Origin of the sequence: Psychrobacter sp. NG27, from assembly GCF_016106655.1 — a bacterium.
Classification (GTDB): domain Bacteria; phylum Pseudomonadota; class Gammaproteobacteria; order Pseudomonadales; family Moraxellaceae; genus Psychrobacter.
This window is the reverse complement of sequence record NZ_JADGIN010000005.1, coordinates 1-19021: the sequence shown is the minus strand read 5'-3', so window position 1 is coordinate 19021 and position 19021 is coordinate 1. Positions and strand designations below refer to the sequence as shown.

Here is a 19021-nt window from a genome sequence, read left to right as displayed (position 1 = left end):
TTAAGGAACATTGTAAGAAGCATTGACAGGCAATACTATGCTAAATAGCAAACTGTCGTGACCCCGTTTTTGGATTTGCTAACGAGTCATTACTTTATTTGAACATCTGACAGAGTCAAAATATCTGCATTGGGTACAGACAGTGTCAAAATGGCTTCTTGAAACGTGGGGTTACTACGAAAAAGATTCTCTATCTCTTCAAATTTTTGAGCAATATGCGCCTCTTTTTGATTACCAGCAATATCTACTGCCGCCACCATAAATATCTTTTTGGGGCCCACCCATTCTAGATGTAGATAGGACACACTATCGATATCTGGGTGATTGAGCAGCTCCTCCAAGACATAATTATGCATGCGCTCAGTTACCCGATATCCTATCAAAAAATCTCGGTTGCGACTGATCAAAAAAATCGCGACCACACCAAGTAGCAAGCCGACAATGATAGAGCCAAGCGCATCCCAATACGGCTCTCCTGTATAAGCATGCATGCCCATTGCCATGGCCGCTATCACCAAGCCAATAACGGCGGCCAAATCTTCAAAAAACACACCTCGCAGTGTCGGGTTGGAGGTATCCATGACATACCCAAGCGCACTAATATCAAGCGCTTCACCATGTTTTTTGCTCTGTCTATACGCTTGAATTAACGAAAACCCTTCGAGCACAAACGCCACTGCTAAGACAATAAAACCAATCGTGTAATTGGTCTCAGATTCAGCAGCATTCCATTCCTTAATACCCGTATAAATGGACACAATAGAGCCTGCGGTAAACACACCAAAAGCAGCAATCATTGACCAAACATAAGACTCTTTACCATAGCCTAGCGGGTGACTTTTATCAGCAGGTTTGATAGATTTTTTTTCTGCGACAATTAACAAGGTGCCGTTGCCCGTGTCCGCCCATGAGTGCGCTGCTTCAGCAATCATAGAGGCCGAACCGGTCATAAAAGCAGCGACCGTCTTGGCAATCGCGATGATAAAATTGGCACCAACCGCAATGAGCACGGTAACAAGCGAACCTGAATGGTCGTCGTCACTATTTTTTTGGTCTTTGTCAGGGCCAGGAGTAAGAGCAGAATGAGCATCACTAATACTGGCAGTCTGGCCAGCCCCACGCGCACGAGGCGCGGAGGTGCTACGAGAAGGCGTTAGATGCTGCTGCGGATTGGCAATCGATGGTTTTAAGCTCATACCAGACTCACTAAAGGAACAGGTGCATATAGTCAATTTCAAATAAAACAGATACGTTTGATGACATCAAGCGACTGCAGTATGCTATCTACATGCTTTGCCCACAAAAACGCATCCCAGTTTCGCTGTCTCTTTTTAATATTAGACTGACTATATGACATAGGTTGACTGTAAATAAATGCTCTCAGATATGCTCTATGTTGGCTCAGCCTTATTTTAGTCAGGCCTTACATAGTGCCATTGATAGCGACGGTACTCAGACTACTGACTTTTTTGTTCAGCATCTTCCTTTTTATCTATATCGTTAATCATGCCACCAAAGTCGCAGCTTGGACGATGTGAGCTTTGCATACGCAAGTTTTTGCGCTCTAGCGCGGCATCAGCACGGCACTGTTGCAGATCATTTTTAATCTCAAGTGGTGGCACTGCAGTTGGCTTACCCTTATCATCGATAGCGACCATCGTAAAATAGCAGCTGTTGGTATGGCGCACTGTGCGAGCACGAACGTCTTCTGCTTCAACACGAATGCCAATCTCCATAGACGTATTTCCCACATAGTTGACACTGGCAGCAAAGGTCACTAGCTCTCCCACATAAATAGGCTCTCGAAACATCACTTGGTCGACAGACAGTGTCACCACATAGTTACCGCTATACCGGCTAGCACAGGCATAAGCAACCTGATCAAGCATTTTGAGTAAATCACCACCATGCACATTGCCAATGAAGTTTGCCATATCGGGCGTCATGAGTATCGACATATATAGCTCGCTGTTTAAAGGAGCTTTTTGAGCGGATGAGCTGGTATTGTATTGCGGCATAACGATCCCTTGATGGTTTGGGCTTATTGGGTCTTAAGACTTTTAATGATATATGTCATTTATACAGCAGGTAATGGGATAGCACAAACAGACCTCTGTCAGTAAATAGTCTAGGTTGTGTAATCAAGGCTATACAAATAAGAGACGCTTAAGGGAATACAGTATAAGCTGAAGCTCTTTATACCTGCCATATCATTTTAACTCAACCAGTGAAAACGATAAGCCAACCATGCGACAATCGCGCTCACTGAACCTGTCAAAACACCGCCCCAAACAAAATCTACCAACGCCGTATCTAAGGTAAAGCCTTTATACAGTGCCAAGTTAGTAAAGTCATACGTTCCATATGCCATCAGTCCAATCAAACCACCAAGCAAGAAAATATGACCAACAGATGCGCCTGCTTTGATTTGTGGATACAGAATCAAAATACAGAGTGCCAATATGTAAAACATATAGAACACGCCGGCAGCCATCATATTTGGCTCATCAGCCAACAGATGCCCGATACGTGACTCATAAAAAGCCCCTTTCATGGTCGTCAGCCAAACGGCATCGACACCCAAAAAGATAACCACAGCGGCGAGATAAATAAAAACGTAACCCATAATGATATCCTTAATAAAGTAAGCGCAATGAATAAAAGTTATAGCGTCAGTCGTGGTTGAATAAAGTCCAAAAATGCCAGAATACGCGATGATATGGCACTGTTTTTGTAATATACCGCTTGTATCGATTCACGATGGTTCGGTCTGACAATTGCTTCAGGCAACACCTCTATGAGTCGTCCTGATGCCAAATCAGCACCAATCATAAAATGCGAGAGCAAGGCAATACCTTGGTGAGACAAACAGAGCTGACGCAAGGTCTCGCCGCTACTGGCTGTCATGTGAAAATCAAGCATGACAGCCTTTGTCAAAGGCCACTTATTCAACTTGGAGGCATCGTTAAAACCAATCAATTTGTGAGTGGCTAAATCCTCTATCTGAGTCAAAGCCTCATATCGCGACAAATAATCAGGACTAGCAACCAATCGCAGCTTACTTTGTCCCAACAGACGCGCGTGCAGGTTTGAGTCTTTTAAGTCGCCAATCCTAATGGCCAGATCGGTCTTGTGCTCAAGCAAATCGATGATATTGTCATGAGAGGTTAGGTCAAGTGTAATGTGTGGATAGTGCGACAAAAACTCGCCGACCAAGGGTGTCAGTTGATGCAACACAAACGGGCTGGCAGCATCAATACGTAGATGCCCGCTCGGCGCTTGTTTTAGCAGCTTGATCGCTTCTTCACCTGTATATAAGGTATTTAAACTCTCACGCGCATATCTGATGAAAACATGCCCTTCCTCCGTCAACTCCAATCGCCGTGTCGTTCTATTGAGCAGCGTACATTGCAGCGTGTCTTCGAGCCTAGATACAGCACGAGAGACTTTGGCAACCTGCTGATTCAGTAAATTGGCAGCGCTAGTAAAGCTACCCGTATCTACCACGGTCAAAAATATCTCTATATCTTCTGTTTTAGCATGCCCCATCATCTTAACCTTTACAAAATCGACAAATATATTTTGTCATTTATGCTGTTTTTTGCAAACTATAAATCCGGCAAACTGCGCACATCATTTAATTATCAGGATGTCGTTATGCCACTCGCTTTATGGGCGCTTACCTTAAGCGCATTTGCAATCGGGACAACCGAATTTGTCATTGTTGGATTGGTGCCGACCATTGCCGCCGATTTGGGCGTGAGCTTGCCCTCAGCTGGGCTGCTAGTCAGTCTTTATGCTCTGGGTGTGGCCATTGGTGCACCTGTACTCACAGCACTCACTGGCCGCTGGAATCGCAAAATAGTACTCATGAGCCTGATGGGTCTGTTCGTTATTGGTAACTTGGTAGCATGGCAAGCACCCAGTTATGAAACCTTAATACTGGCGCGTGTTTTAACCGGACTGGCACACGGTGTGTTTTTCTCTATTGGTTCCATGATTGCCACTAGTCTTGTCAGTAAAGAAAAAGAAGCCAGCGCAATTGCCATTATGTTTACCGGACTTACCGTTGCACTTGTCACTGGTGTACCCCTTGGCACATGGATTGGACAGCATTTCGGTTGGCGCACTACGTTTTTAGTAGTGTCGGTCTTGGGTTTAATCGCTTTAATTGGCAGCGCACTATTGGTACCAAAAAACCTCAAACAATCTATCCCTGCTACGTTCAAAGAGCAATTACAGGTCATTGTAAAACCACAATTACTACTGGTTTATCTCATGACTATCCTTGGCTATGGTGGTACTTTTACCGCATTTACTTACCTTGCACCTATTCTAGAGCAGCAAACCAAATTTGCACCGTCGGCTGTTGCCCTTATCATGATGATATATGGTGTGTCTGTTGCTATCGGCAATATCTGGGGCGGCAAGCTTGCAGATAAACGCGGCCCTATTAGTGCGCTTAGCATTATCTTTAGCGCGCTGAGCATTGTTTTGCTAATCTTTACCTTCACCATGCAATCCAAAGTCGCCGCCGTGCTGACGATTCTGGTCTGGGGTGCATTTGCCTTTGGTAACGTACCTGGCCTACAAATCTACGTGGTCAAGCAAGCTGAAAAATATACCCCAAACGCCGTCGACGTCGCCTCTGGCTTAAATATTGCTGCATTTAATATCGGTATTGCACTGGGTTCTATCATCGGTGGCAGCGTGGTTGAAAACATGTCATTGCAAGACACTGCTTGGATAGGTGCTGTTATCTGTCTACTGGCACTTGTCGTTACGCGTTATTCAGGTATGTTAGACAAACGTGCAGCACATCAATTAGCCGCCAAGCATAATTACTGAAAACAAGTGTTAAAAATAGAGACCGTGAATATAGTAGTACTAAATATACAGCCACTGATATACGAGCATTGAAAACTCAGACACCAACAGAGCAGCTGTCTCGCCCTGCTCTGTTCATTGAAAATAAAATCAATGATCTAAACGGCCTAATGGTTAGACAGCTGCTGGCAAGTCAGAAAAATGTAGTGTGTCGATATTGTCCGGCTTAACTGCGGTCACTTGTACCACGCCAATGGTACGCTCCAAGAATCCCCCTTCACAGTAGCAAAAGTAAAACTCCCATAAGCGTATAAAAGCCTCATCGTAGCCAAGTGCTTTGATTTCATTACGCTGCTTCATAAAAGCAGTGCGCCAATCACGCAGTGTGTAGGCATAGTCAAAGCCATAGTCATGCAACTGCTTGACGACCATGTCTGTCTGTTCGGTAAATTGTGTGGTCAGCTCCTGATTTGAGAGGAGACAGCCACCTGGGAAGATATGGGTTTGAATAAAATCGACCGACCCTACGTAGTCTTGATAATTCTGATCGTTAAAGGTAATTGCTTGTAATACCATCAGCCCTGTTGGCTTGAGTAAGCTATTACACTTAGCAAAGAATGTCGGTAGATACTCATGACCAACGGCTTCAATCATCTCAATACTGACCAGTTTATCGTACTGCCCTGTCAGCTCACGGTAATCTTGCTTGAGCAGCGTAATCTTGTCAGACAGTCCAGCTGCTTCGACTCGGCGCTGCGCCTCATCATACTGCGCATCAGAGATGGTGGTCGTGGTGACATGACAACCGTAATGCTTGGCTGCATAAATCGCAAAACCGCCCCACCCTGTGCCAATCTCAATTACGTTGTCCTCAGCACTGAGCTGTAGTCGTTGGCATATCAGCGACAGTTTGTGCTGCTGTGCGTCGCTCAAACTCACATCAGGCGTTTTATATACCGCAGAAGAGTACATCATCGTCTCATCTAAAAAGCGCTCATACATCTCATTGCCGAGGTCATAATGCGCTAGGATGTTTGATTTTGAGCCAGATTTATCATTGCTACGCAGCTGATGCTTGGCTTTTTCAAAGGCTTTGCTCACGCCAGCAAAACGGTTCTCTAACTTATTCAATACTGCTAAGTTACGAGCTGCCAGTCGAATCAGCCCTGTCAGATCATCCGTATCCCATTCGCCATTGATATAACTGTCAGCAAGCGCGATAGAGCCACCAAGTAATAGTTGGCGATAGACAGCGCTATCGTGAATCTGCAACGTCACATGTAGCGAATGGCGACCCACAGCCGAGCTACTGATGACACTATCTGCCACAGGACCAAAGCTACTGGTCTTAGGAGCTTGCTTGCCAAATGTTTCAATTAGCGTAAGACTACCAAATTGAATGTGATGTAACGCCCGAAATATCAGTTTTCTAGCCACATGGCTCGCACTATTGCTCACTGGCTGCAATACAGTGCTTTGATTCACAGCTTTACTCACGCGGGCGGTTAGCTTTGCTAATGTGGTGACGGGTGCTCGGTCGGTCGGTCTTGCTGACATCGTATGATTGTCCTTGTCTAAGTGCTTTATATTTTGGGTGAAAGATAAAAATTCTGGCAACTTGTTATTTACGTATTTCTACTTCTTGATTTACATTTTCAATTCTGTCTTCTCAATGATCCAACACTCGCTTCTTACGCATCGGTATTTTTCTGCTGACTGTCAGCAAGCTTTTCATCGTAATTGATATAAGGGACTTTTTTGATGGCATAGAGTTTAAAAGCATGCCAATAGATACGCATTACAGACGTCATATTCATCAATGGATTCTGACGCAAGCTTTTTCGGACAGTCATGTCAGTCATCGGCACACCTGATATCTTAATGCCCGTTTTTAACACTTCGCCGCGCTCGTCACTGATGTTAATGGCAATACGAACTTGTAAACAGTTATCTGAGTGCCGATTTACCTTAACTTGCCAGCGATATAGCTGATCGATGGGATTAAAAGGCGACACATGAAAATCCTTGTCATGGCAAAATTCCGTCTCAGCACCATCTAGCAAAAACCCATAGCAGTGACGTTTGTCCCATGGTGTATTGGACACCTCAGCCAATAAATGCGTTGGTGTATGATGCTCATCAAACCCCAGATAAAAATTGACTGGGCTGAAGTACACACCGATATTACGGCATACGAGTAGACCCAACATATCCCCTGTCGGCACACTACCTGTATGTTGATTAAATGCTTGTTTAAGGCGATGATTCAATGCCTGAACAGATGGTAAATCGCTCTGAGTCATATCAACTTTGATATCATAATCGCTTAGGCTATTTGATTTATCTAGGCGTATTCCTTGCAAATAGTCATCAGGACAAAATCGTTGCAATGCCTTTCTCTTTGTCGAAAACAGCGGCAAACCTTTCACTAGCAGCGTCTTTGGCAATATTTTTTTCACTGACCATTTTTTTATGACGCTACTCTCGCCCAACGCTGTGGTGGTTATTACTGTAGTTATTTCTGGCAGCGCTTGTCCTGTGGCCAATGCACTGATATTGACACCCCAGTAGCGGTAAGGGTAGACAAACTTATTCACATTAGGCAGTAGCCGACTGTGCCACGTCGTGCCCTCAAATAACTGATGCGGCAATACAGCCTCGTCAGCCAGCTTGTGATTCGGCATAGCACTAGAGGATTGAGCCGCTTTTTTATTTGGCATGACGACGACCGAACAAACTGCGTTTTTTCTTTTGATTGGTATCGATAGCCGTATTTTGCAAACGCTCAGCATACTCAACGAGCTCTTGGTTGATCGTTGCCATCGTCACTTGACGGTTGTTGAGTTGGCACGACTTTGTATCAGCTTTTATGGGTAAGTCCTTATAGCGAAATGGCGTATGCGCGCTATCGGCATCAGGCAAATGTGCCGGATCAACCTCGTCCTTTATCGCAATGTCATGCCCGAGTGCCTGACACACACGCAGACCACTACGCACACCATCTTCATGAAAACCATTGAACCAATAGGCCCCGCAGAAATGGGTGTGCAAGCCATTGCCAGAGATCCTGTCCCATTTGGTTTGAGCGTCAATCATCGCTAGATCAAACACTGGATGACTATAATCAATACTTTTAACGACTTGCGTATCGTCAATATCGTGATTCAATGTGACCAAATAATTGTGCTTTTTGGTCAGGCGCTGCAATATATTCATATGATAAGTTAGTACTGGCTTTGCAGGTATCTGTCCGTTTCTAGCTGCTTGTTCCTTACCCTTAACACTGCCTGAGTCCGATTCATCTATTAAGTAATTCCAGCTTGCCCATGCCAATGGTTTTTTGGGTAGCACGCTGGTATCAGTATGCAGCACCGCTGTGTTTTTGGTGAAGCGAAAGTGACTGAGCACCTCAGACTCCTCAGTACTGGCATCTGCTAAAATGTTCAGCGCAGTATCTGCATGACACGCAAAGACCACCTCGTCGAACACAAGCGTCTCAACATGATTGTCAGCACTAACTTTATTCTGAACAGTCAATGTTACTTGCTCGCCATCACGAACCACAGAGTGTACAGGGCTGTTGATTCGCACCTTGCCGCCCGCTTTAATAAAACGCGGCACCAGTTTATTGACATACTGTTTTGAGCCGCCTTTTATCGTAAACCACTGCGGACGATTGACCACATCGAGCAGGCCATGATTGTCAAAGAACTGCGCAAAAAACACCAATGGAAAATCTTGCACTTCATCGAGACTGGTTGACCAAATGGCCGACACCATCGGAAGCAGATAGTTATTGGTAAACAACTGACCATACTTCTGCTGTGTGAGATAGTCACCTAGGGTCTGCTCAGTAAACCCACTGACGTCTTGTCCTTCTGCCCGTGCTATATCATAGTCTTGGCGTAACTGCTTTATGTGCTTATTGAACTGCAATACATCTTTGAGAAATCGCCAGAATCTTGGGTTTAGCACGTTTTTGCGCTGAGACAACAATGTGTTGAGCGTATGGCCATTGTATTCAAACTTACGGGCAGTGTTTTTCACAGAAAAACTCATATCCGTTGCCTGAAACGGCACTTGCAACTCATGTAGCAACCGGAAAAAGTTAGGATAAGTACGTTCGTTAAAAACAATAAACCCTGTATCTATCGCACTGCTTTCTGTCTTGCTACTCTTGGCCTTTTTACCGTCTTGTAAGGTCACATCGATCGTGTTTACGTGCCCACCGATATAATCGTCCGCTTCAAAAACCGTTACCTCATGCTGCGCTCCTAAATAATGCGCGCAGGTTAATCCTGAGACACCTGAGCCAATGATGGCGATACGCTTTTGGTCTGTGGTTTGCTTGGAGTTTATCGCAGTCTCACTACTGCTAATCTCATTGTTGGCAGTCGTTTGACGGTTTGCACGCTTGAAACGAGTAAACGGCATAAAAGCATTTCCTTTGGTATTTTTATGGTAAATGATATGTCTGTTAATGCTGATAAATTATTTTTTATTGAGCTTTTCGCTTACTTGCTGCCAAACCAGATCAGGCAACGCCCCCAATGCCTTTAATGGCACAGTCAGCTTTTTGGGGAATTCGATCACGTCATGACCATTCTCAATGCCATCACGTATGGCTTGGCTTGCCTGCGCTGTCGTCTGGATAAACGGCATAGGAAAGTCGTTTTGTTTGGTCATTGGCGTTTCTACAAAACCCGGCACGACTAAGCTAACTGACACATCATGCGGAGCGAGGCTAATCTGTAAGGTTTTCATCAAGTAATGAATCGCCGCTTTTGAGCTACCATAAGCCTCAGCACGCGCAAAAGGCACATAAGCAGAGGCTGACCCGATGCCAACCAAACGACCTTTTGAGGCGATTAACTTGGGTAGCACGCCTTCAATCGCGTGCGATAATGTGCCCATATTGACGGACATCACTTTCATAAACGCACTGCTATCAAAATTCGGCATGTCTAAATACTCGCACATACCAGCCCCGCAAATTGCCAAATCAACATGTTCTAATGTCTCAAAAGCTGCAATGACCTTGTCTCGATCCATTAAGTCCAAATCAATTGTTTCTGCACCTAGCGATTTGAGTTCAGCCAATGCCTCATCATCACGGCCGACAGCATATACATGATGCTCTGCCAGCAAATAATCTTTTGCCAATTGGTTACCAATACCAGAGGTGGCACCCGTAATGAGAATATGTTGCTTTTTAGATGAGTTTGTCATTGTAAATATCCTTTTTGAGTATTTTTATAATATAGAATGAATGGTCTTAAACTGAGCGCTTAGTGAAACCTTAGACCTTTGATAGCAACTATTTATTATTATTTTTTTACAGATACCATTGGTCGTATTTCATTAAGCGATAAGCCATTTTATTTAACAAATCTAAATAATTATAGTGGTCGGTGACAGGTTTATTGTTGTGACTTCGCAATTGGCCGTATTTATTAACGCTATCAAATCCTGCAACCTTCACGTTTTTGCTACTGATTGTAGGGACACTCATACCGCTTATGTTGTCATGTTGGTGGCTTGCACCATAAGACAGCCCAATAAACACATGCTACAATGAAAAATCAGTCACACAAACCGTTAACAGCGCATCATTGGTCATAAAATAGCGTGATACCCATAAACGGCTGTTTGTTTTCGTGCCATCTGGTAGTGTGTGCTGATGACCGTTAAGACGTGATACCATCAGTAGTTATACAATGAATAGTAGACATTTTATATCCCCTCTCCCATATAAAAAGGAGCTCTCATGAGCGAGTTGCAATTATCTGACCGCGTTAATAACATCAAGCCATCACCGACTCTAGCCATTACTAATAAAGCAAAAGAGCTAAAAGCGGCTGGTAAAGATATTATTGGTTTGGGCGCTGGCGAACCTGATTTTGACACCCCAGAACATATCAAAAAAGCCGCCATCGATGCTATTAATAACGGATTCACAAAATACACCGCTGTCGATGGTACACCAGAGCTAAAAGCCGCCATCATTGAGAAGTTCAAGCGTGACAACGATATCAGCTATGAGCCAAATGAGATTCTCGTATCGGTCGGTGGCAAACAGTCTTTCTTTAATCTTGCTCAAGCCTTTATCAACTCTGGTGATGAAGTCATCATTCCAGCCCCCTACTGGGTCAGCTATCCTGACATGGTTATCATCGCAGAAGGCGTGCCAGTTATCGTCAAATGCCCAGCTGAGCAAGACTTCAAAATCACCCCTGAGCAGTTAGAAGCCGCCATTACTGACAAAACCAAAATGCTGGTATTAAATAGTCCATCTAACCCAACGGGTATGATTTATACCTTAGATGAGCTAAAAGCACTGGCTGAAGTACTCAAAAAGCATCCACACGTCTATGTAGCCTCAGACGATATGTATGAGCACATTCGCTGGACGGGTGATAAATTCTACAATATCTTGAACGCTGCCCCTGAGCTAAAAGATCGCGCCATCATCTTAAACGGTGTGTCTAAAGCGTATGCGATGACAGGCTGGCGCATCGGTTATGCTGGTGGCCCTGCTAAACTGATTGGCGCGATGAAAAAAGTACAATCACAGTCAACCTCATGCCCAACCTCTATCAGCCAAGTGGCAGCAGAAGCGGCCATTAGCGGTGACCAAAGCGTACTAGAGCCAATGGTAAACGCTTTTGAGAAGCGTTGTGACCTTGTAGTCGATGGCTTAAATGCAATCAAAGGCATCACTTGCTTGCGTCCTGATGGCGCATTCTATGTGTATCCAAACATTGTGCCACTGATCAAAGCTGCTGGTTTATCATCCTGTACTGAGTTTTCAGAATGGTTATTAGATAAAGTAGGCGTTGCCGTTGTACCGGGTGATGCTTTTGGTCTTGGTGGTTATATGCGGATATCTTATGCCACTGATGAGGCCACCCTAAAAGACGCATTGTCACGTATCGAGCAAGCAGTTGCTGAGTTAGATGTTGCTGAGTAACCTATAGACTGCATTAGGGCGTGTCCTCATCTAGTGCTATTAACAAAAGACGCCTTAAATGAGGCGTCTTTTTTGTGCTTAATAAAACAAGCACTTACCTGTTTTTTTCACAAAAAATGCGTAAAACCCGAAAAAAAGGCTTGACGTATTTTTTATCTTTGTTAGAATACGCCCCACTTAGCAAGAACTCGTTAGAGACTGTTAAAGCTCGTTGTAAGGTCTCAAGTACTTATAGCTTATTCTCCAATAGCTCAGTTGGTAGAGCAACGGACTGTTAATCCGTGTGTCCCTGGTTCGAGCCCAGGTTGGAGAGCCACATTTTAGTAGTAAATTTTTTGAATTATAATTAATTCAATTATGGCATTTGCCAAAACCCTCATCACTTTGATGGGGGTTTTTTTATGTCTCTCATTTAATATTATTTATCACCATTACCATTTTGATAAACGCTTACAACTACTTTATCTCATACTTGATTATGACAATGATATTTAAAAATGAGTATCATTGTCACCATCGAATATTACTGTAGTAAGTTTTTCATCAGTTAACTTGGCAACAGTGGCAACCAGAACACCAATGCTAACAAGGTCACTAACAACACTGGCGGTGTAATAACTAATCCAATCTTAATATACTGTCCCCAGCTAATTCTGTAGTCCTTTTCTGCTAACACATGCAGCCATAAAAGGGTTGCAAGACTACCAATCGGCGTAAACTTAGGTCCTAAATCGTTACCAATGACATTGGCATAAATCATCAGCTCGCGCGTTGCAGCAGGCACTTGTGCTTGATCAATAGCAAGCGCGCCGACTAAGGTCGCTGGCATATTATTCATAACAGAAGCGACTATAGCGGACAAGAACCCAGTTCCAACCGTAGCAATGACAGCACCTTGTTGACCCAACCAGTTAAGTACTTGCGCGCCATAGTCGGTGAGACCTGCATTGCCCAAACCATAAACCACCAAATACATCCCGATTGAAAACAGGACAATTTGCCAAGGGGCATTGCGTACCACATCGCTCACAGAGACTACCGCACCACGCCCGCCTTGCCAAACGCGTCCAGCGATTGCCATTAGCGCAGCAGCAGCGATACCTGTAACCAGTGAGATAGGCAGCCCCAACGGCTCTGTCGCAAAATAAGCGACCAGTAGCAAACCTAATAACGGAAAAGCGGCTCTAAAGACTAGTGGATCTGTAATAGCGGACTCTGGTGCACTTAACTCACTAATCGAGTAGGTCTTGGGTATATGACGTGCATAGACAATCCACAACACAAGCAGCGTCGCTAGTACCGATACGATATTAACTGGTACCATCACCGCCGCATAACGACCAAAGCCTATATCAAAATAATTGGCACTAACGATGTTCACTAGATTTGAGGTGACCAGTGGCAGACTTGCCGTATCAGCGATAAAACCAGTCGCTATGATAAACGCTAGAGCTGATGGTGGCGAAAAATTCAGACGCAGCAAGATAGCGATAACAATCGGGGTTAGTAATAGCGCAGCACCATCATTGGCAAAAAAGGCAGAGATAAAGGCACCCAGTATGACAATCATCGGAAATAGTAGATGGCCTTGCCCATTGCCAAGGCGTGCCACGTGCAATGCCGCCCAGCCAAAAAACCCTGCCCGATCTAAGATAAGCGAGATGATGATCAGCGCCACAAAAGTAAAGGTCGCATCCCAGACAATATCCCAAACGACACCGACATCTGATAGCTGCACGACGCCAAGCGCTAACGCGACTAAGGCACCACCCATGGCGCTCCAACCGATACCCAACCCTTTAGGTTGCCAGATAACTAAGACTAAAGTGACCACAAAAATAGCAAATGCAAGCATTATACGACCTTACTTAAGCTGACTTTATTCAGCCGATTTAATATAGGGAATTAGATCGATTAGGGGGTTAGATCGATTTTTGATTGACGCGGATCGATAGTTCTTCAGCACTCTCAACGCGTTCTGAATAGCGGTCAGTGAGATAGTCTGAGCGTCCACGTGTGAGCCAAGTAAACTTCACTAGCTCCTCACAGACATCGACAAGACGCAGATATAATGGAGACATATCCATGCGATTGTCTTCGTTAAATTCCAAAAAGGCTTTGGGTATCGAGGATTGATTGGGAATAGTGATCATCCGCATCCAGCGCCCAAGAATACGCATCTGATTGACCGTATTAAAGCTCTGACTACCGCCGCTGACTTGCATCAGTGCTAGTGTTTTACCTTGAGTTGGACGCACGCCACCTAATGACAGCGGTATCCAGTCGATTTGCGCTTTCATAATACTGGTGATACTACCGTGACGCTCTGGACTCACCCACAGCATGCCTTCTGACCACTGCGCTAGCTCCCGCAGCTCTTGCACTTTGGGATGGTCTGAGTCTACATCGTCAGGCAACGGTAAGCCGGATGGATCAAACATTTTTACGTCACAACCATACCAGCGTAGCAACCGGCTCGACTCTTCAGCAGCCAATCTAGAAAACGAGCGCGCGCGGACAGAGCCGTATAGCACTAATATTTTAGGCGGGTGACGTGAGTCGTTAGGTGCGACCAGAGACTCAATATCGACAGGCTGAAGATTACCTATATCAATATTGGGCAGCTCGTCGAAGTTAGGTGAATATAAAGCAGTAGGATCAACTGCCAATGCTTGGTCAACCTCAGTGTTTGTCATGAGTAATAACCTCACCGTCTTCTTTTGTGAAGCTACTTACCGGATTTGTTAGCAGTTCAAACACACGTTCTGAAGGACGACATAGAGCAGCGCCTTTATCAGTCACCACGATAGGACGATTGATTAGAATAGGATGCGCAATCATGGCATCGATAATTTGATCGTCAGACAACTCAGAATTATCTAGACCAAGCTCATCATTGATAGCTTCTTTACTTCTTAATAGCTCTCTAGGCGAAATCTGCATTTGTGCCAATAGCTCAACTAAACGATCGCGCGTTGGTGGGTTCTTCAGGTATTCCACCACTTCTGGCTCTTCACCTGACGCTTTAATAATGGCAAGTGTGTTACGAGATGTACCGCATTTAGGATTATGAAAAATTAATGGCTTCATAGTGTTTACACCTATTTTATGTATTTATTGAGTTGATAATTGGTTTAATCATTACTTTGCTCAGTAGACTCATTTACTCTGCAGCCACTCAAACTATCCATGAGTGACGCACACAATTCTGGATGTCCTGCACAGCAATCTTTCAGCAGGAACTGAATGACGTTATCCATATGAGATAGCGAAGCACGATAGATAATCTGTCGGCTATGACGCTGTGAGATCACCCACCCTGCTCGTGCCAGCACCGATAGATGGGCTGACATTGTGTTATGAGGGACAGAGAGCTGACGGGCTATTTCGCCCGCAGGTAGGCCATCAGGCTCATGACTGACTAGCAGCTTAAAAGCCTTTAAACGAGTATCTTGAGAGAGCGCAGCAAAGCTTGCGATAGCATTAGTTATTTCCATATGTCCAATAATACAGACATATTAAAATAATTCAATGTTTTACAGATATTTTTATTCTAGAAGATGTATGCCTGTGTAATTAAACTATATATATCGACGAGTAAAAGCGATTAACTAAATAGTAAAAATAACGATCACTTACCCTTTTGACCTAAAATTCTCTACGTTTGGCCTTATGTAAATAACAAGTTTAGTATATGTTATTGTATATTGATGATACTTAGAAGTTCATGCTAAATTGAATGCAAGCTTATGTAAAAGTAAAACTAGATTTGGCTGATAGCTCTCCCACCATACTGCCAATGAATATGATTAAAACAACAATAAGGAAATGACTATGCTACTAGAGAAAATTAAGACACCTGGGCTTTCGCACCTATCCTATTTGGTAGGCTCTGGCGGTCAAGCAGCCGTGATTGATCCACGTCGTGACTGTGCGATATACGTAGAAAAGGCACGCGCAGCAGGGCTTGAGATTACTCATATTTTTGAGACCCATCGTAATGAAGATTTGGTTTCTGGTGCACCTATCTTGGCATCAATGACAGGAGCAACAGTTTTGCATGGACCCAATCCAGAACGACCTGTTGTATACGCTCAGACAGTACGTAATGGTGATTTCTTTTCAATTGGCCAATTAGAAATCCGTATTTTAGAAACCCCTGGTCATACCGATGATCACCTTGCTTATGCGCTGTTTGATACAGCATATCCAGAGAAGGCGGTTGGAGTTTTTACGGGCGATGCACTATTCGTAGGTGATGTCGGTCGTACTGACTTCTATCCTGATCGTCGTAGAGAAGTTGCAGGTTTACTTTATGACTCATTACAAGACATTCTAGCGCTCGGTGATCAGGCGATTATTTATCCAGCTCATGGTGCAGGGTCAGTCTGTGGTTCAGGTATGGCGGAACGCGAGTTTTCTACCGTCGGTCATGAAAGAATGAACAACCCACGCTTACAGATTACCGATCGTGAGGCATTTATTGACTTCAAGACTAGCGAAAACCATTATCAGCCGCCCTACTTCAGATTGATGGAGCGTCTCAATATGGAAGGTGGTGAAGCGCCCCCAGTCGTTATGCGTCCGCGTAACCTTTCGCTCAAACAGCTGCATGACTGCGATGCTGATCATCTCATCGATATTCGTGAACCAATGGCGTATGTGTCAGGACACCTGCCCGGTTCTATGAGCTTACCTGTCAACATGCTACCTGCGTTTGCTGGATGGTTTATCGAGGAAGGACAAAGCTTGGCCCTGATTGCCTCTGATGAAGAGCAACTGGCGACTGCGATGGAGCATCTGGTGCGTATTGCTTTTGATAATGTCATAGGTGGTTATGTGGGTGTCGTCCCTGCTGCTGCCAAAGGGGAACAGATGCAGCAAACCCCTATGATCGATACAACTGAGGTAGAGAGTCGTCTTAATAATGCTCAAAACTGGACATTGCTCGATGTACGCGATATCGATGAGAGAAATACTAGTGCGATTGAAGGCTCACAGCATATCTATGTTGGACACCTGAACGAACGTTGGCATGAGCTTGACCAAAGTCGCCACTATACATTGATGTGCGCCAGTGGTGCTCGGGCAACAATAGCAGCAGGATGGCTTGCTAGTCGAGGTTTTGAAAATATTGATATCTATCTAGGGTCGATGGGCGCATGGCAAGCAACGCTTGACTAACACTTTATCCGTAGCTAAAATCCACAATGAGCTAAACGCGTCACAAATTTTAGATAATGCGTTTTAAGCAAAGGCACTTTAAAGCGCTGTATCTAAGATAATTACGACGACAACCCTTCTTTTATTCAATATAAGACTGATATAAAAGAAGGGTTTGCATTTTAGCTGACCTCTAAGTGATATGATTTAAATAAATGTAAGTCATGGTTCTAGATTCTAACTCTTACTGTTTTTCCTTATATGACTTATAACTCATAAAATTCAGATACAAAAAAACCCCAAACAATCTAATGTTTGAGGCGAAACTTGCTTAGACTCGAAAGTCTAAATTCGTTTTAAATATGGCGCAGCGGACGGGACTCGAACCCGCGACCCCCGGCGTGACAGGCCGGTATTCTAACCAACTGAACTACCGCTGCTTAGGTCTCTTAGCTTGTTTAGCCACTTGCTAAGAAGTGGTGGGTGATGACGGATTCGAACCGCCGACATTCTGCGTGTAAGGCAGACGCTCTACCAACTGAGCTAATCACCCTTCGAACAATTGCTATGCAATTTATTCAACATCAACTGAGCTCTTAAGTTTGTCACTAAGCTCCGTTGCTGTGGGTGTGTATTATATAGATTTACTGTTGGGTGTCAAACAGTATTTACCACTTTTTTCGATATTTATTAGAATATCTAGCAAGCATTTGTTTTTATTGATTTTATATTTTCATACAAAATCAATATTTTTTAGATTTGATACTTATTTGTTAGCCAGTGCTTGCTCGATGTCTTTTTTAATGGCTTCCGGCTTGGTCGTTGGAGCATAACGGTCGATGACCTGACCTTTACTATCGATTAGGAACTTGGTGAAATTCCACTTGATACCATCTGTCAGCACACCACCCTTTTGTTCTTTGAGCCATTCATAGATAGGATGAGCATCTGCGCCATTGACATCAGTCTTTGCCATCATTGGAAAACTGACTCCATAATTCTTTTGGCAAAACGCACCAATCTCGTCATTGCTACCTGGGTCTTGGCTACCAAATTGGTTACAAGGAAAACCGACGACAACCAGTCCTTGATCTTTATACTGTTGATATAGTGATTCTAAGCCTTCGAACTGAGGCGTGAACCCACATTTACTCGCGGTATTGACGATTAATAATACTTTATCTTGGTAATCTGAAAATGCTTGCGAACTGCCATCCATACGCTCAGCGGTAAAATCGTAGATAGTACTCATTATTTATCCTTAAATTGAGATTTTTATTGTTTTAGGTATTCATGCAGTATTTCTTTTTTAATCCTATCCATAATAAACGCTATTGAAAAGGAAGTACTCTGTACTTCCCTCTCATACTGCTAATACTGCCTAAACTACTTACTTCTCAGATTTATCTAAATCGATAGATACTGAGTTGATGCAATAGCGCATGCCAGTCGTTTCACTAGGGCCATCAGGGAATACATGGCCTAAATGCGCGCCGCAGTTACTACAAGTGACTTCTGTACGCGTCATGCCTAGCGAGTTATCGACATGCTCTTCGATTGCACTGTTATCAATTCCTTGGTCAAAGCTTGGCCAACCACAGCTAGCATCAAATTTATTGCTTGAGTCAAATAAGCTGGCACCGCAGCCTTTACAACGATATACACCATCATCGGTCGCATCGTTATAAACACCAGTAAATGGGCGCTCTGTGCCTTTCTCACGCAGTACATGGTATTCATCAGCACTCAATCGCTCTTTCCAATCAGCTTCTGTTAACTGGCTGATCTCTTCTTTACTTAGTTGATTGTCTTGCATGGTTTGTCCTTATTCGAGTATTTATTATCTAATCTCTGTCACTGTTTATCGCCATACTATTATGAAAACGACGTGCCCTATCTGTTGATTACTTACGTACTATTCAAGGCATATATGAGTGTAATGCTGCCTATATTTTAGAATCATCATGTCATTAGATAGAATTTTGGTGGTGTTCTAAAAAGTATGCTGGCATCAGACATAACCATAGTTAATATAAAAGAATAACAGATCGAATACTTTAA

General features: G+C 43.9%; 17 protein-coding genes and 3 tRNA genes. 4 read left to right on the top strand and 16 right to left on the bottom strand.

Annotated features, from left to right (window positions below; all coding sequences use genetic code 11):
• Positions 1-89: 89 nt before the first annotated feature.
• From IP485_RS09220 to IP485_RS09205, 4 genes are all read right to left on the bottom strand, one after another.
• Positions 90-1196 (bottom strand): cation diffusion facilitator family transporter, encoded by a 1107-nt coding sequence (locus IP485_RS09220; RefSeq protein ID WP_198326993.1) that lies wholly within the window; start codon positions 1194-1196, stop codon positions 90-92.
• A gap of 261 nt (positions 1197-1457) precedes the next feature.
• Positions 1458-2018 (bottom strand): acyl-CoA thioesterase, encoded by a 561-nt coding sequence (locus IP485_RS09215; protein WP_194363926.1) that lies wholly within the window; start codon positions 2016-2018, stop codon positions 1458-1460.
• A gap of 197 nt (positions 2019-2215) precedes the next feature.
• Positions 2216-2626 (bottom strand): DUF2177 family protein, encoded by a 411-nt coding sequence (locus tag IP485_RS09210; protein WP_194363925.1) that lies wholly within the window; start codon positions 2624-2626, stop codon positions 2216-2218.
• 38 nt (positions 2627-2664) lie between these two features.
• The gene (locus IP485_RS09205; RefSeq protein ID WP_265090944.1) at positions 2665-3549 is read right to left on the bottom strand and encodes a LysR family transcriptional regulator; all 885 of its coding nucleotides are present in this window, start codon (positions 3547-3549) and stop codon (positions 2665-2667) included.
• Positions 3550-3657: 108 nt separating this feature from the next.
• Between IP485_RS09205 and IP485_RS09200 the strand changes: the two genes are divergently transcribed.
• Positions 3658-4848, top strand: a complete 1191-nt coding sequence (locus IP485_RS09200) for an MFS transporter (RefSeq protein ID WP_198326991.1) — start codon at positions 3658-3660, stop codon at positions 4846-4848.
• Positions 4849-5001: 153 nt separating this feature from the next.
• On the opposite strand, the gene IP485_RS09195 is transcribed toward IP485_RS09200, so the two are convergent.
• The 4 genes from IP485_RS09195 to IP485_RS09180 form a co-directional block, all read right to left on the bottom strand.
• A complete protein-coding gene (locus IP485_RS09195) occupies positions 5002-6384 on the bottom strand; it encodes an SAM-dependent methyltransferase (RefSeq protein WP_198326990.1) in 1383 nt (460 codons plus the stop codon).
• A 134-nt stretch (positions 6385-6518) separates the two neighbouring features.
• Positions 6519-7547, bottom strand: a complete 1029-nt coding sequence (locus tag IP485_RS09190; protein WP_198326989.1) for a DUF1365 domain-containing protein — start codon at positions 7545-7547, stop codon at positions 6519-6521.
• On the bottom strand, positions 7537-9261 hold the full coding sequence (locus tag IP485_RS09185) for an NAD(P)/FAD-dependent oxidoreductase (protein ID WP_198326988.1): 1725 nt from the start codon (positions 9259-9261) through the stop codon (positions 7537-7539). The genes IP485_RS09190 and IP485_RS09185 overlap by 11 nt, the downstream gene beginning before the upstream one ends.
• Before the next feature lie 57 nt (positions 9262-9318).
• Positions 9319-10056, bottom strand: a complete 738-nt coding sequence (locus IP485_RS09180) for an SDR family NAD(P)-dependent oxidoreductase (RefSeq protein ID WP_198326987.1) — start codon at positions 10054-10056, stop codon at positions 9319-9321.
• Between the two features lie 538 nt (positions 10057-10594).
• Here IP485_RS09180 and IP485_RS09175 point away from each other — a divergent pair.
• Positions 10595-11797, top strand: a complete 1203-nt coding sequence (locus IP485_RS09175) for a pyridoxal phosphate-dependent aminotransferase (protein WP_198326986.1) — start codon at positions 10595-10597, stop codon at positions 11795-11797.
• A gap of 240 nt (positions 11798-12037) precedes the next feature.
• Positions 12038-12113 (top strand) — tRNA-Asn (locus IP485_RS09170).
• Between the two features lie 231 nt (positions 12114-12344).
• On the opposite strand, the gene IP485_RS09165 is transcribed toward IP485_RS09170, so the two are convergent.
• From IP485_RS09165 to IP485_RS09150, 4 genes are all read right to left on the bottom strand, one after another.
• Positions 12345-13655, bottom strand: coding sequence for an arsenic transporter (locus IP485_RS09165; RefSeq protein ID WP_198327116.1), 1311 nt, complete (start codon positions 13653-13655; stop codon positions 12345-12347).
• 64 nt (positions 13656-13719) lie between these two features.
• Positions 13720-14493, bottom strand: a complete 774-nt coding sequence (gene arsH / locus IP485_RS09160; RefSeq protein WP_198326985.1) for an arsenical resistance protein ArsH — start codon at positions 14491-14493, stop codon at positions 13720-13722.
• The gene (arsC, locus tag IP485_RS09155) at positions 14480-14887 is read right to left on the bottom strand and encodes an arsenate reductase (glutaredoxin) (protein ID WP_198326984.1); all 408 of its coding nucleotides are present in this window, start codon (positions 14885-14887) and stop codon (positions 14480-14482) included. Before arsC ends, arsH begins: the two co-directional genes overlap by 14 nt.
• A gap of 44 nt (positions 14888-14931) precedes the next feature.
• Complete coding sequence (locus tag IP485_RS09150; RefSeq protein WP_197177345.1) at positions 14932-15294, bottom strand: ArsR/SmtB family transcription factor; 363 nt, start codon at positions 15292-15294, stop codon at positions 14932-14934.
• Between the two features lie 337 nt (positions 15295-15631).
• Here IP485_RS09150 and IP485_RS09145 point away from each other — a divergent pair, with 337 nt between their 5' ends.
• Positions 15632-16981, top strand: coding sequence for an MBL fold metallo-hydrolase (locus IP485_RS09145; RefSeq protein ID WP_198326983.1), 1350 nt, complete (start codon positions 15632-15634; stop codon positions 16979-16981).
• 342 nt (positions 16982-17323) lie between these two features.
• Here the strand turns inward: IP485_RS09145 and IP485_RS09140 are convergent.
• The 4 genes from IP485_RS09140 to msrB all read right to left on the bottom strand — a co-directional run bounded on the left by IP485_RS09140 (position 17324) and on the right by msrB (position 18776).
• A tRNA-Asp gene (locus IP485_RS09140) sits at positions 17324-17400 on the bottom strand.
• A gap of 37 nt (positions 17401-17437) precedes the next feature.
• Positions 17438-17513 (bottom strand) — tRNA-Val (locus IP485_RS09135).
• A gap of 213 nt (positions 17514-17726) precedes the next feature.
• Entirely contained in the window at positions 17727-18212 is a 486-nt protein-coding gene (locus IP485_RS09130) for a glutathione peroxidase (protein ID WP_198326982.1), read from the bottom strand.
• A gap of 138 nt (positions 18213-18350) precedes the next feature.
• Positions 18351-18776 carry a peptide-methionine (R)-S-oxide reductase MsrB gene (gene msrB / locus IP485_RS09125; RefSeq protein WP_194197216.1) on the bottom strand — a complete coding sequence of 142 codons (426 nt, stop codon included), beginning with the start codon at positions 18774-18776 and terminating at the stop codon, positions 18351-18353.
• Positions 18777-19021 lie beyond the last annotated feature (245 nt).